The organism is Amycolatopsis sp. SID8362 (assembly GCF_010550475.1).
In the GTDB taxonomy this organism is placed as follows: domain Bacteria; phylum Actinomycetota; class Actinomycetes; order Mycobacteriales; family Pseudonocardiaceae; genus Amycolatopsis; species Amycolatopsis eburnea.
In genome coordinates this window covers 1-12,901 of the sequence record NZ_JAAGNB010000794.1, presented here as the reverse complement: position 1 = coordinate 12,901, position 12,901 = coordinate 1, and the positions used below count along the sequence as shown (strand labels likewise).

General features: G+C 70.6%; 13 protein-coding genes. 8 read left to right on the top strand and 5 right to left on the bottom strand.

Going from position 1 to position 12,901, the window contains the following annotated elements; translation table 11 throughout:
* Nucleotides 1–1,235 (bottom strand): dynamin family protein (locus tag G3I65_RS24685; RefSeq protein ID WP_166640538.1); only part of this gene is annotated, 1,235 nt, incomplete at its 3' end.
* 204 nt (nucleotides 1,236–1,439) lie between these two features.
* Here G3I65_RS24685 and G3I65_RS24680 point away from each other — a divergent pair.
* Both G3I65_RS24680 and G3I65_RS24675 read left to right on the top strand, forming a co-directional pair.
* Complete coding sequence (locus G3I65_RS24680; protein WP_160698210.1) at nucleotides 1,440–2,588, top strand: sensor histidine kinase; 1,149 nt, start codon at nucleotides 1,440–1,442, stop codon at nucleotides 2,586–2,588.
* Nucleotides 2,585–3,241 (top strand): response regulator transcription factor, encoded by a 657-nt coding sequence (locus G3I65_RS24675; RefSeq protein ID WP_160698208.1) that lies wholly within the window; start codon nucleotides 2,585–2,587, stop codon nucleotides 3,239–3,241. The genes G3I65_RS24680 and G3I65_RS24675 overlap by 4 nt, the downstream gene beginning before the upstream one ends.
* 32 nt (nucleotides 3,242–3,273) lie before the next feature.
* Here the strand turns inward: G3I65_RS24675 and G3I65_RS24670 are convergent, their stop codons facing one another.
* The 3 genes from G3I65_RS24670 to G3I65_RS24660 form a co-directional block, all read right to left on the bottom strand.
* Nucleotides 3,274–4,122 carry a hypothetical protein gene (locus tag G3I65_RS24670; RefSeq protein ID WP_309235675.1) on the bottom strand — a complete coding sequence of 283 codons (849 nt, stop codon included), beginning with the start codon at nucleotides 4,120–4,122 and terminating at the stop codon, nucleotides 3,274–3,276.
* Nucleotides 4,123–4,350: 228 nt separating this feature from the next.
* Nucleotides 4,351–5,262, bottom strand: coding sequence for an SDR family NAD(P)-dependent oxidoreductase (locus G3I65_RS24665; RefSeq protein WP_160698206.1), 912 nt, complete (start codon nucleotides 5,260–5,262; stop codon nucleotides 4,351–4,353).
* Nucleotides 5,259–5,846 carry a TetR/AcrR family transcriptional regulator gene (locus G3I65_RS24660; RefSeq protein WP_160698205.1) on the bottom strand — a complete coding sequence of 196 codons (588 nt, stop codon included), beginning with the start codon at nucleotides 5,844–5,846 and terminating at the stop codon, nucleotides 5,259–5,261. The genes G3I65_RS24665 and G3I65_RS24660 overlap by 4 nt, the downstream gene beginning before the upstream one ends.
* Before the next feature lie 197 nt (nucleotides 5,847–6,043).
* On the opposite strand from G3I65_RS24660, the gene G3I65_RS24655 reads away from it, so the two are divergent.
* The 6 genes from G3I65_RS24655 to trmB all read left to right on the top strand — a co-directional run bounded on the left by G3I65_RS24655 (nucleotide 6,044) and on the right by trmB (nucleotide 10,952).
* A complete protein-coding gene (locus G3I65_RS24655; protein ID WP_160698204.1) occupies nucleotides 6,044–6,982 on the top strand; it encodes an ABC transporter ATP-binding protein in 939 nt (312 codons plus the stop codon).
* Nucleotides 6,983–6,999: 17 nt separating this feature from the next.
* Complete coding sequence (locus G3I65_RS24650; protein WP_160698203.1) at nucleotides 7,000–7,749, top strand: ABC transporter permease; 750 nt, start codon at nucleotides 7,000–7,002, stop codon at nucleotides 7,747–7,749.
* 101 nt (nucleotides 7,750–7,850) lie between these two features.
* Nucleotides 7,851–8,765 carry an ABC transporter ATP-binding protein gene (locus tag G3I65_RS24645; RefSeq protein ID WP_160698202.1) on the top strand — a complete coding sequence of 305 codons (915 nt, stop codon included), beginning with the start codon at nucleotides 7,851–7,853 and terminating at the stop codon, nucleotides 8,763–8,765.
* Nucleotides 8,762–9,517, top strand: coding sequence for a hypothetical protein (locus tag G3I65_RS24640; RefSeq protein ID WP_160698201.1), 756 nt, complete (start codon nucleotides 8,762–8,764; stop codon nucleotides 9,515–9,517). The genes G3I65_RS24645 and G3I65_RS24640 overlap by 4 nt, the downstream gene beginning before the upstream one ends.
* Before the next feature lie 178 nt (nucleotides 9,518–9,695).
* On the top strand, nucleotides 9,696–10,247 hold the full coding sequence (locus tag G3I65_RS24635) for a hypothetical protein (RefSeq protein WP_166640534.1): 552 nt from the start codon (nucleotides 9,696–9,698) through the stop codon (nucleotides 10,245–10,247).
* A 9-nt stretch (nucleotides 10,248–10,256) separates the two neighbouring features.
* Nucleotides 10,257–10,952 carry a tRNA (guanosine(46)-N7)-methyltransferase TrmB gene (gene trmB, locus G3I65_RS24630; protein WP_160698200.1) on the top strand — a complete coding sequence of 232 codons (696 nt, stop codon included), beginning with the start codon at nucleotides 10,257–10,259 and terminating at the stop codon, nucleotides 10,950–10,952.
* A 39-nt stretch (nucleotides 10,953–10,991) separates the two neighbouring features.
* Here trmB and G3I65_RS24625 read toward each other — a convergent pair.
* Nucleotides 10,992–12,901 (bottom strand): ABC transporter permease (locus G3I65_RS24625; protein WP_160698199.1); only part of this gene is annotated, 1,910 nt, incomplete at its 5' end.

Sequence of the window (12,901 nt, the reverse complement as noted above, 5' to 3'; positions counted from 1 at the left end):
TGGGCTTCGGGCTTGGCGAGCAGCACTTCGATGGCGTCGTGGACGCGCTGGCGCTCGGCCGGGTCGGCCGAGGCGTGCGCGAGCGCGGTCACGGACGCGAGGGCGGCGGCCGCCTTGATGCCGTCGGCGCGGGCGGCGAACACGATCGACAGCCGCTGCCGCACCGCCTCCAGGCCGGACGCGTCGAGCAGCGACCGCCGCAGCGCGCCCGCGGTGATCTCCGGCTCCTTGCGGATGGCCTCGACGGCGTGGGAGACGCCGAACAGGTCGAGCTTCTCCAGCAGCCGCAGCCGCGTGCCCGCCGGGACGTCGCACTCCCAGCTGGTGAAGATGTCGGCCGAGATCAGCATGGTCTGCAGGACGTCGTCGTCGAGCTCGGCGAGCTGCCGCAGCGCTTCGGCGTCGGCGGAGGTGAAGCCGCCGGACTCGGCCGACTCGGCGATCAGCCCGATCACCGGCAGCACGTCGGCGACGCGCGGCTTCAACGTGCTTGCCTGCTTCTCCGACAGGATCGTCGCGGCCTTCCAGACGTCGCCGTCCGCGCCTTCGACCGACTCCGGCGCGATGGTGTCGGCTTTGTTCAGCACGGCGATCGCGTTGACCGGACCCGCCTCGCGGCTCGCCGTGGCCGCGGTGAACGCGGCGAGCGCCTGCTGGTCGTCCGCGCGGACGCCCTGGGTGACGACGTACAGCACGGCCTCGGCACCGGCGACGGCGTTGCGCGAGGTGTCGTCCAGCTCGTCCGAGCCCTCTTCGTCGTCATCGTCCTTGCGGTGCTTCGCGGCGCCCAGGAGCTGCTCGGTGCGGGACACCGAAGCGGCGTCGAGCGACCCGAGGCCCGGGGTGTCGATCACCGTCATGCCCTGCAGGACGGCGTTGGTCAGGTACGCCTCGATGTGCGACACCTTCTCGATGTCGACGCCCAGCTCGGCGGGAATCATCCCGTCGGCGGCGAAGGGGAGCACCTGCTTGCGGCCGTCGGTGAAGACGATCTCGACGCGGTCCACCGTGCCGTACTGGAACCGGGTCACCAGCCGCGTGCACTCACCGATGTCGGTCGGCGCGACCCGGCGCCCGATCAGCGCGTTGACCAGCGTGGACTTGCCCGACTTGATCCGGCCGGCGACGGCCACCTGCAGCGGCGCGCCGAGCCGGCGCAGCACCTCGGCGAACCCGGCGGCGGTGCGCGCGGAGACCTGCGACTGCAGGCGGTGGCACAGGTTGGCCACCGACATCGACAGCGGACCCGCGAGCCGGCCCTGCTCCGGTGACGTCACGGCCCCCAGCCCTCTCGTCGTACGGACAACCCCGTGAATCGTGCCATGTCCCTCATCCGGAGGTCGCACCCAAGGTGCTACCGCCGACCGACGCGCGCCCGCCGCCCCGGGACCTAGTGTTGTCTGGTGCGACGGCTGAGCCTCTGGATGCGTGCCCACCCCATGGCGGGCGACACGGTGCTGGCCGTCCTGCTCGGCCTGATCGACATGCTGTTCTTCGTCGCCGACGGGCTGGCCGAAATCGCCGAGCTGCCGCCCTGGTACATCGCCGTTCCGGTGAACATCGCGATGGTGGCGCCGCTGGTGTTCCGGCGGAAGTCGCCGCTGTGGTCGGCGTACGTCGTGCTGGTGATCAGCGTCGTGCACGCGACGCTGATGCTCGGCATCGGCAGCATCGTCGGCCTCGCGTTGAGCATCTACTCGGTCGTCGTCTACGCCGGGCGGCGGCCGGGACTGGTGTTCGTCGGCGCGGTGATCGTCGCGTCGGCCTTGCAGCTGGCGCTGGACCAGACGGACGAGCTGCTCATCTCGGTGCTGTTCCTCGCGTTCGGCATCGCCCTGTGCTGGACGCTCGGCGAGTTCGTCGGGGCCCGGCGCGCCTACGACGTGGAAGTGGAGGCCAGGTTGCACCTGCTCGAGACCGAACGGGACCAGGCCACCCGGATCGCGGTGGCCGAGGAGCGCGGCCGGATCGCGCGTGAGCTGCACGACGTCGTCGCGCACGCGGTGAGCGTGATGGTGGTGCAGGCCGACGGCGCGTCGTACGCGCTGGAGAGCAACCCCGACCTCGCCCGGCGGGCCCTGCAAACGATTTCCGAGACCGGCCGCGGCGCCCTCGGGGAGCTGCGGCGCCTGCTCGACGTGCTGCGCAGCGACGACGCGGACGGCGAGCCGCGCGTCCCGCAGCCGGACGCGCACGCGCTCGCCGAGCTGGCCGAGCGGATGCGGACCGCCGGGGTGCCGGTGGAGCTGGAGACCAACGAGCTCGGCGACCTGCCGGCCGGCGTCTCGCTGGGCATCTACCGGATCGTCCAGGAGTCGCTGACCAACACGCTCAAGCACGCCGGCCGCGGCGCGACGGCGTCGGTGCGGGTGCACCGGACCGGCGACCTGGTCGAGGTGCTGGTGTCCGACGACGGCGCGGGCCGCGTCCCGCAGCTGGCCGGTTCTTCGCAACGCCTGCCGGGCGGCAACGGCTTGATCGGCATGCGCGAACGCGCGCACGTCTACGGCGGCACGCTGGAAGTGGGCCCGGCTCAGGGCGGTGGGTGGCAGGTCCGCGCGGCCCTGCCGGTTAGGTTGGACAAGTGATCCGTGTGGTGGTCGTCGACGACCAGGAACTGATGCGCGTCGGCTTCCGGATGGTGCTCGGCGCGCAGGCCGACATCGACGTCGTGGGCGAGGCCGGCGACGGCGCCGAGGCGATCGAGCTGGCCTCGCGACTGCGGCCGGACGTCGTGCTGATGGACGTCCGCATGCCAGTGCTCGACGGCGTCGAAGCGACCAAGCGGATCGTCGCCGACGGCACCGCGCGGGTACTCGTGATGACGACGTTCGACCTCGACGAGTACGTCTACGCGGCCCTGCAGGGCGGCGCGAGCGGGTTCCTGCTCAAGGACACCCAGCCCGGCCACCTGGTATCGGCCCTGCGAGCGGTGGCTTCGGGCGACGCGGTGGTGTCGCCGTCGGTGACCCGCCGGCTGCTCGACCGCTTCGTCGGCTCGGGCGGCACACCGATGCGGGACACCGCGGAGCTGGACGTGCTGACCGACCGCGAGCGCGAAGTCCTGGTGCTGATCGCGAAGGGCATGTCGAACCTGGAGATCGCGGAGGCGCTGTTCCTTTCCGAGGCGACGGTGAAGACGCACGTCGGGCGGATCCTGGCGAAGCTGGAGCTGCGGGACCGGGTGCAGGCCGTGGTGCTGGCCTACGAAACCGGCCTCGCCCGCCCCGGCCTCGCCTGACTCAAGCGGCACTTTCTCTAGGAAAGATGCGCTCAGAGGCCACTTGGACGCATCTTTCCTAGAGAAAGTGCCGTCTGGACAGCCGCGACCACTCGCTTCGGATCACCGTACAAGTCAGCCTTGGTGACGATCACGAAGCGCCATCCCTCGGCCTCGATCGCCGTGCGGCGCTGCGCGTCGAGGCGCGGCTGGATCCCGTCGAGATGCCACTCACTGTCGTACTCGACAGCCAGCTTCTGCGCGGGGAATGCCAGGTCAAGACGGCCGAGGAAGCCACCTGACGCCGTGACGACGTCGACTTGGACCTCCGGCTTGAGCCCGGCGACGGTGAGCCACACCCGCAGCTCGGACTCGGGCACGCTCTCCGAGCGCGCATTCGCCAGCGCGACCGCTTTCCTGGCTCGCACCATTCCGTTGTCGCGGCGCGGCCTGAGGTAGCGGTGCAGCTCGGCCAGGTCCACCAGCCCGCTGCCGAGGAAGGCGTCGAGGTAGCCGACGGTCCGGGGAAGCGAACGATGAAGCTTGGTGTTCGTGGCGACGTCCAACGCGAGCCGCAGCGGTGTGGCGAGCTGGATGTCACCCCACGGCTCGCTGTCGATCACCCGGCTGGTCCGCCGGATGTGCAGTCCCGCCTGCCGGTCGAACTGCATGTTCTCGGGCACGACGAATTCGACCAGGTCCTGCGGACCGACCAGCTCAAGACCCCAGATAGCCGCTGCCGAGCACCCGGTCAGAACGGCGCCACTCGGTGCGAGCAGAGCAGCAGCCCGGCACCGCACCGAGTGTGTGACTTCAGTCGTCGAGGCGATGTAGACGTTCCGGAACAAGCGGGTGAACGACGGAGACCGCAAGTCGCACAACGTCAACGCGTCTTCGGCCACGGCGTGGCTCCCGATGAAGGGCTCGGCGAAGTCGACCAGGTCACTACTGCGGAGGCGTACCACCCATCAAATCTGCATCACCCCACCGACGAACAAGGCCACCGAAGATCAACTACGGCTTAGTTGTCCACATACCCCGAAATCCCTCCACAACCTCGCATCTTTCCTAGGGAAAGTGCCACCTTGGGGTCCCGAGGCGCCACTTTCGTAGAGAAAGTGGCGGGTTCGTCAGCGGAAGGTGTCTGGTGGGGTGGTGGCTGGGTCTTTGCCTGCGTGGCGGACTTCGGTGAGCCAGCGGCCGAAGTCCGGGCGGTCGCCGTCGATGTCCGTGTAGTTGTACTCGTGCATCAAGGTCCAGGACGCCAGTGTCTGGCCGGCGAAGCGGGACACGGAGGGGTCTTGGGCGAGGGCTGCGACGCCGCGGGCCAGCAGGTACGGCGTCTCCGAGATCTTGAAGTCAACCGGGGCCAGCTTGCCGACCGCGTCGCGCCAGTTGTCCTCGGTGACCTCGAAGTGGTCGAGCATCGACTCCGAACGCAGGAAGCCCGGGGTCACCGCGAGGCCGACGCAGTCGTTCTTCTTCAGCTCCACGCCCAGCGCCCGGCCGAGCGCGCGGATGCCGCACTTGGCCAGGTAATAGGGCAGGCCCGCGCCGACGTAGTCGTCGTTGTCGCCGTCGGTCACCTCGAGGACCAGGCCGCGGCGGGCGACCACCAGCGGCAGCAGCTTGTGCAGCGCGATGAGGTGCGTGTCGAGCGCGTTGTGCGTCAGGTTCAGCGCGTCTTCCAGCGGCGTCTCCCAGAAGGGCGCGTCGAAGTGGAAGTACATGTCGCCGCCCCAGACGTCGTCGACCAGGATGTCGATTCCGTCCACTTCGGACTCGATGCGTGCCTTCAAGGCGTCCACATCGGACTGCGAGGTGAAGTCGCAGCGGACGACCACCGCGCGACCGCCCGCCGCTTCGACCAGCTCGCCCGTTTCCTCGATCGTTTCCGGGCGCTTCAGCGGTGACGACGTTTCGCGCGTCGTGCGGCCGGTGACGTACACCGTCGCGCCCGCGCGGCCCAGTTCCACCGCGATCGCCCGGCCGCAGCCCCGGGTCGCCCCGGTGACCACGGCCACCTTGCCCTGCAAGCTCATGCGTCCTCCCGTCCGCGCCACGCGGTCAGCACCGCGTCGACGTCCTCCGCCAGCCGGTCGGCCAGCCGCCCGTGCGGCCGGATCGACCAGTCGATCGACACCCCGTTGATCACGTCCAGCACGACCCGGGCGGCCCGCGGCACGCTCGGCGCGTGCGGCAACGCCGAAGCCGCCGCCCGCACGAGCCGCCGCAGTTCTTCCTCGACCGCCGTGAAGTGCTCGCCCAGCAGCGACCGCAGCACCGGGTCGCCGATGTCCACGCCGAGCTGGCCCAGGTGGTTCGCCGCCTCCTCGGCGTCGCCCAGCACCGCGTAGACCGACACCGCCGCGGCGCGCAGGCCGTCGACCGGGTCGCCCGCCCGCTCGGCGCACTCCCGCATCTGCTCGACCGCCCGCCGCGTGGCCCGCCGGCTCATCGCCTGCAGCAGGCCGCTCTTCGAGCCGAACCGCTGCGCGACCGTGCCGACCGAAACACCAGCTTCCGAAGCCACCTGCGCGAGCGTGAAACCGGGGCCACACCTGCCGATCACGGTCTCCGCCGCGCCAAGCAGCCGCTCGTCGGTGATGCTCCTCGGCCGGGCCACGTCATTATTGAACCACAGTTCATTAATGACGTCGAATCAGGGTCGGCTCAGGGTCATCACGGATCGCGCATCGGCCGAAGAGCCAGCAAGGTACTACTCAGGTAGGGGGGCCGGTTCGGTCTACAGGGTGACGCGCGAACCGCCTCCGACCCGCGACGATGAACGCGTCGTAAGCGAGGGGCGGAAGAGGAGCAGCCATGATCGAGGCAACCGGCCTCACCAAGCGGTACGGAAAGACACTGGCGGTGAACAACCTGTCGTTCTCCGTGGCCGCGGGTCAGGTCACCGGCTTCCTCGGCCCGAACGGGGCCGGCAAGTCCACCACCATGCGCATGATCCTCGGCCTGGACAACCCGACGGCCGGCCAGGTCACCATCGGCGGCAAGAAGTACCACGACCTCAAGGAGCCGCTGCGCACCGTCGGCGCGCTGCTCGACGCGAAGTGGGTGCACCCCAACCGCTCGGCCCGCGCCCACCTGCTGTGGATGGCGAAGTCCAACCGCATCCCGGCCGCCCGGGTCGACGAGGTGCTCGAAACCGTCGGCCTGACGAGCGTCGCGAACAAGCGCGCCGGCGGGTTTTCGCTCGGCATGTCGCAGCGGCTCGGCATCGCCGCCGCCCTGCTCGGCGACCCCGAGGTGCTGCTGTTCGACGAGCCGGTGAACGGCCTGGACCCCGAGGGCATCCTCTGGATCCGGAAGTTCATGCACCGGCTGGCCGAGGAAGGCCGCACCGTGTTCGTGTCGAGCCACCTGCTTTCCGAGATGGCGCTGACCGCGAGCAACCTGGTGGTGATCGGCCGGGGGCAGCTGATTTCGCAGTCGTCGACCCAGGACTTCGTCGCCCGCGCGGCGGAGAACACGGTCAAGGTCCGCTCGCCGCAGCTGGCGGAACTGCGCGACGCGCTCCAGCGCGCCAGCGCCGGCGTCACCGGGGACGACACCGGTCTCGTGGTGTCGGGCATGGACAGCGACAAGATCGGCGAGATCGCCGCCACCAACCGGATCGTCCTGCACGAGCTGAGCCCGCAGACCGGTTCGCTGGAGCAGGCCTTCATGCAGATCACCGGCGACTCCGTCGAGTACCACACCGGGCTCGACGCCGAGGCGCAGCACGTGCTCGAGTCCGCCAAGTAAACGGGGAAACCAAGACCATGAACCTGCTCGCGGTAGAACGCATCAAGCTGTTCTCCACCCGCTCGCCGTGGTGGTGCGCGCTCATCACCCTGGCCCTGTCCGTCGGCTTCGCGGCCATCCTGGCCGGGGCGACCGAACCGACCGACTCGGTGACGATCTCCGCCACCCAGTTCGGCGCTTCCCAGTTCGGCATCGCCGTCGTCATGGTGCTCGCGGCCCTCGCCGTGACCACCGAATACCGCTTCAACACCATCCGCACGACGTTCCAGGCGGTGCCGCACCGCTCGCCGGCGCTGGTCGCCAAGGCCGTCGTCGTCGGACTGCTGGGGCTGGTGCTCGGCGAGGTCGCCGCGTTCGGGGCCTGGGGCCTCGGCGTGCTGATGCGCCCGAACGACCACCTCGGCCTGCACACGACCCAGGACTGGCTGAACGTCGCGGGCATCGGCCCGGTCTTCGCGCTCAGCGCGGTGCTCGCGGTCGCCGTCGGCATCCTGGTCCGGCACAGCGCGGGCGCCATCGCCCTGCTGCTGATCTACTACTTGGCCGTCGAACAGCTGGTGACGCTGATCCCGAAGATCGGCGCCGACATCCACGAGTGGCTGCCGTTCAACGTGGCCAACAAGTTCCTCCGCGGCTCGGAGGTGGTCAACGGCCCGGCGCCGTCGGACTCGCCGCTGAGCCCCGGCTGGGCGCTGGCGTACTTCGCCGGCATCGCGATCGTGTTCCTGCTCGTCGCACTCGGGGTTGCGAAGAAGCGGGACGCTTAAGGGGATACAGGGGAAAAACACCGGATCCGGGTCGCGCTGTCGGGGGGCGACCCGGATCCGGTGTTTCGCAGTAGGCTCCGGGTGACGGGACGGGGGAGCGCATGATCGAAGCGAACGCGCTGACCAAGCGGTACGGCACGACGACCGCGGTCGACGAGCTGACGTTCACCGCGCGGTCGGGGCGGGTCACCGGGTTCCTCGGACCGAACGGCGCCGGGAAGTCCACGACCATGCGGCTGGTCCTCGGCCTCGACACGCCGGACGCGGGCACGGTGCTCGTCGACGGCGTCCCGTACCGGGAGCTGAAAGATCCACTTCGGACGGTCGGCGCGATGCTGGACGCCACCTGGCGCCACCCCGGGCGCAGCGGACGCGACCACCTGCGCTGGCTGGCCGCCACCAACGGCATCACCGACAAGCGCGTCGAAGAGGTGCTCGCGCTGGTCGGGCTGACGAGCGTCGGCAAGACCCGCGTCCTGCAGTACTCCCTCGGCATGCAGCAGCGGCTGGGCATCGCCGCCGCGATGCTCGGCGACCCGCGCGTGCTGCTGTTCGACGAGCCGGTGAACGGCCTCGACCCGGAGGGCATGGCCTGGATCCGGCAGCTGCTGCACGCGCTCGCGGCCGAGGGCCGGACCGTGTTCGTGTCCAGCCACCTGCTGCCCGAGATGGCGCAGACCGCGCAGGACCTCGTGGTGATCGGCCGGGGACGGCTCATCTACCAAGGGACGATGGACGACTTCGTCGCGCGGACGAGCGAGCACGGCGTGCGCGTGCGCACCCCGCACGCCGACGAGCTGCGGGCCGCGCTCACCGGGCAGGCCGAGTTCAGCGAGGCCGACGGCGCCTTCCTGGTGTCCGGAATGGACAGTGACCGGATCGGGCAGCTCGCCTTCGACGCGGGCGCGACGCTGCACGAGCTGAGCCCGATCACCGGCTCGCTGGAGCAGGCCTACCTCGACCTCACCCGCGAATCCGTCGAGTTCGCGGGCCCGGCTTCGGAGGCGTCCCGATGATCACCAACCTCCTCCGCGCCGAGCGCATCAAGCTCTTCAGCACCCGCGCGCCCTGGTGGTGCCTGGCGATCGCGTTCGTCGCGCCGCTCGGCTTCACCGCGTTGTTCTTCGCGCTGGCCGGGCCGGAGATCCCGGCGACGGTCGGCAACACCCAGCTCGCCAGCGGCAACGGCCGGACCGTGCTGCTCGTCCTCGCGATCCTCGCGACGGCGTCGGAGTTCAACTGGGGCACCATGCGGCTGACCTTCCAGGCGGTGCCGAGCCGGGTGCCCGCGCTGGTGGCGAAGCTGGCGGTGCTCGCCGCGCTCGGCGCGGTGCTCGGGCTGGTCGTCGGCTTCGGCTCGTGGGGACTGGCGTCGCTGGTGCAGCCGGACGCCGACCTCGCGCTGCACTCGGCCGCGGACTGGCGCGCGGTGCTCGGCCAGAGTCTGGTGTTCCTGTTCACCGCGGTGGCCGGCGTCGGCGTCGCGCTCCTGCTGCGCAGCGTCGCCTTCGGGCTGACCGTGGTGCTGGTGTGGACGCAGGTGCTCGAAGGCCTGGTGATCTTGATCCCGGGCGCCGGCAGGCACATCTACCAGTGGATGCCGTTCCACGCCGCCGACGAGTTCGTCGGCGCGGGCGGGTTCGCCGCGGGGCCGCTGCGGCTGCCGGACGCGCCGCTCGGCCCGTGGGGGTACCTCGGCTACTTCGCGGCGATCACCGTTGCCCTGTTCGTGGCCGGCGTGCTCGTAACGGCACGCCGTGATGCCTGAGCGTGACCGCGGTCTCAATACCGCAAAAACCTTTGTTAAAAGAAGATGAAACCCCTGTGGCTTCTCTCACAGCCACCGGACATAATGCTATGACCAGGCAATATTCGTAAGAGAGAGCGTGCCGGACCCGTCTGAGCTCCCCTGGAGGTGATCCTTGACGGTGGACACCGGTCAAGAATTGGGCAGCACGATTCCCCGAGCCCGCGTCGAAGACGACGCTCCCCAGCTCGAACCCATGCTGGACCTCGAATGGTCGCGGGCGATCGAGCTCCCGCGGGCCGCCATGACCGCGGCGACGCCCGCCGAACTCCGCCGGGCGTGGGTGCACCGCGCGCCGGAAGACCGCGTCCTGGCCCTGTTCCGCGCTTCGGCCGGGATGGCGGGCCCGATCCCCGCGCCGTGGTGGCTGCGGGCGGTGGCGGACGGGACCCTCGATTCGCGGGAACAGGGTTTCCGCGTCGAGGACCGGATCGCGCAACTGCTCGGCAGGCGCCCGGGCTGGGAATTCGTCCCGTGGGCCGCCGACGGCGAATCCGGTTACTGGGAGTTCATGCCGTCCGAGCGCGGGAAATCGGGACACGCGATTCCGACGACGGTCATGAACACCGACCGGCACCCGGGCTGGATCGACGTGCTCCCCGCGCACACGGGGGCGACGCCGGACCCGATCGCGATCGCCGGGCTGGCGGGGCTGCGGTCTCGTCTCGGGGAGCTGGAAGCCGTTCGTTAACCTCGGTGAGTGGAAAACGAGCACCAACCCCGGCTGCGCAGCGTCGTCAGCTACGTGAAGCGCGGCGGCCGGATGACCGTCGGACAGCAGCGCGCGTGGGACGAACTGTGGCCGGCGCTCGGCCGCACGGTCGGTGAGCTGCCCGCCGGAAAGCTGGACTTCACCGAGTGGTTCGGCCGCGAAGCGCCGGTGATGCTGGAGATCGGCTCCGGCATGGGCGAGACGACGTCGCAGCTGGCCGCCGCGGCGCCGGAGCTGAACTACGTCGCGGCCGAGGTCTACGACCCGGGCCTCGGCCAGCTGATGCTGCGCGCCGAAAAGCTGGGCGTCGGGAACCTGCGGCTGCTGCACGGCGACGCCGTCGTGTTCCTGACCGAGCACGTCGAGCCGGACACGCTGCACGGCGTCCGGTTGTTCTTCCCCGACCCGTGGCCGAAGAAGAAGCACCACAAGCGGCGGATCGTGTCGCCGTCGTTCGCGGCGCTCGTGGCGTCGCGGCTCGCGCCCGGCGGCACGTTCCACATGGCGACCGACTGGGAGAGCTACGCCGAGCAGATGCTGGAAGTCTGTTCCGCCGAGCCGGCGTTGAAGAACCGGTACGACGGCTGGGCGCCGCGGCCGGACTGGCGGCCGGTGACCAAGTTCGAGCAGCGCGCCGACGTCGAAGGCCGCGTCTCGCACGACCTCATCTTCGAAAAGCGGTAGGAGTTCGCCCCTCCCCCGACAGAGGGGCGAACGTCCTCCCTATTCGTCGGCCAGCGGCTCGGCCTGGACCCGCTTGAGCGCGGGGGTGCAGACCGACGCGCCGAGCAACGCCACGCCGACGCCGAGCACGACCGGCGCCAGCAGCCACGGGCTGAGCACTATGCCCCGTTCGTCGACCATGCTGTAGAGGCCAACACCGACGAGCACCCCGACGATTCCCGCGCCGATGGTGGCGACCAGCGCCGGCAGCGCGGCCTCCATCCGCAGCGCCCTCGCCAGCACCCGGACCGGCGTGCCGGCCGCCATCAGCGCCCCGAACGTGCGGCGGCGGTCCATCACCGACCCCGCGGTCGCGACCGCGGCGCTGCAGCCCGCCAGCACACCGGCGGCGATCAGCCCGATCACCGTGACGCGGCGCAGGTCGCCGAGCTCGGTCTGCTGGTTGAACAGGTACTGGTCGCGGCTGCCGATCTCCTCACCGGCGGCCGGCCCGGCCAGGGCCGTGCGGACGATCTCGCGGTTCGCATCGGTCGTCGGCGCGACCACGGTGACGTACTTCGGCGCGAAGCCGACCGGCAGCGCGGCCGGGTCGATGATCGACGTGCTCGACAGATCCGAGTCGGGCAGGTGGATCGCCTCCGCCCGCGTCCCCGACTTCACGGCCACCGCCGGCCCTTCCCAGTTGTCGGCGAGCTTGTACCGCGCCAGGTCGAGCGCCGAGTCGCCGAAGACGGCCGGACCGCCCGTGCAGTTCTCCGCGGTGAGCCCGAACCGGGTCAGCTTGACGGCGTCGGCGCAGGTCATCACCAGCGCGCGGTGCCCGGTGCGGTTGTTCCCCTCGCCCTCGACCAGGTAAACCTCGCCGACCGCGACCGCCTTCTCGGCCTGGCCGTACTTCTGCAGGGACCCGTTGGCCTGCTCGACGATCTTGCCCGCGTGCTGGTTGTCCGTGTCGACGTAGAGCACCGAGTCGACGAAGGACCGTCCGCCGCCGGCCATCGACTCGAACGTCGGCAGCAGCGTCAGCGCCATCGACCCGGCGAACACCGCGAGCACGATCCCGGCGGACGCGCGGTAGGCGCCCTTCGGGTCGTCACGCAGGCGACGGCCGGCGAGCAGCGCGGACGGGCGCCGCCAGATCCGGACGAACGTGCCGCCGACCGCCGACGTCACCCACGGCCCGACGATCGCGGCCGAGCCGACCAGCAGGAACAGCCCCGCCATGACCATCGTGATGCCGCCGGAGTCCTTCGCCGTCGTCACCGCGACCAGGAAGAACAGCCCCGCCGCGGGCAGCGCCAGCAGCCGCCACCAGCGCAACGGCTTCTTCGTGTGGCCGCCGGTCGCGAACAGCGGGTTCTTCAGCACGCGGCGCAGGCCGAGGATGCCGGCCAGCACCACGAGCACCGGGATGGCCACGACGATGAACACCGTCAAGCCGACCGGCAGCGCGAAGTCGGCCGCGAGCCAGGTACCGCCCGCCCACGGGACGAACGACGCGAGGCCGTGCAGCGCCGGGCTGATCACCAGGCCGAGCAGGGCGCCGATGCCGGCGGACAACGTCGTCTCGGCGGCCACCATGTTCGTGACCTGCCCCGGGGTCGCGCCGGCCAGCCGGATCGCGGCGAGCCGCCGTTCGCGCCGGGCCGCGGTCAGCCGGGCCGAGGACGCCACCAGCACCAGGCTCGGCACCAGCAGCACGATGATCCCGACCCAGGACAGCAGCATGAGCAGGGGATCCGGGCTCGCCTTCCCGGCCGGGAAGCCCGGCACCTGGTTGGCGCTCTCCGGCATCGCGTCCGCGGTGTGCCCGGTGAGCGCGACGAGCTGCTCCGGGAAGCGGAGGCCGTCCTCGCCGATGGCGCCGACGGGCTTGCCGAACCGGTCGCCGAGCTGGTCGGCCGGGTGGCCCTGGAGCAGCCGGCCGAGCGCGGGCGACACGACGGTCT

Bases quoted from the DNA above. Each gene is read 5' to 3' on its own strand.
- G3I65_RS24680 (WP_160698210.1), top strand. From the start codon at position 1,440: ATGGCGGGCGACACGGTGCTGGCCGTCCTGCTCGGCCTGATCGACATG.
- G3I65_RS24665 (WP_160698206.1), bottom strand. From the start codon at position 5,262: ATGAGCTTGCAGGGCAAGGTGGCCGTGGTCACCGGGGCGACCCGGGGC.
- G3I65_RS24655 (WP_160698204.1), top strand. From the start codon at position 6,044: ATGATCGAGGCAACCGGCCTCACCAAGCGGTACGGAAAGACACTGGCG.
- G3I65_RS24650 (WP_160698203.1), top strand. From the start codon at position 7,000: ATGAACCTGCTCGCGGTAGAACGCATCAAGCTGTTCTCCACCCGCTCG.
- G3I65_RS24645 (WP_160698202.1), top strand. From the start codon at position 7,851: ATGATCGAAGCGAACGCGCTGACCAAGCGGTACGGCACGACGACCGCG.
- G3I65_RS24640 (WP_160698201.1), top strand. From the start codon at position 8,762: ATGATCACCAACCTCCTCCGCGCCGAGCGCATCAAGCTCTTCAGCACC.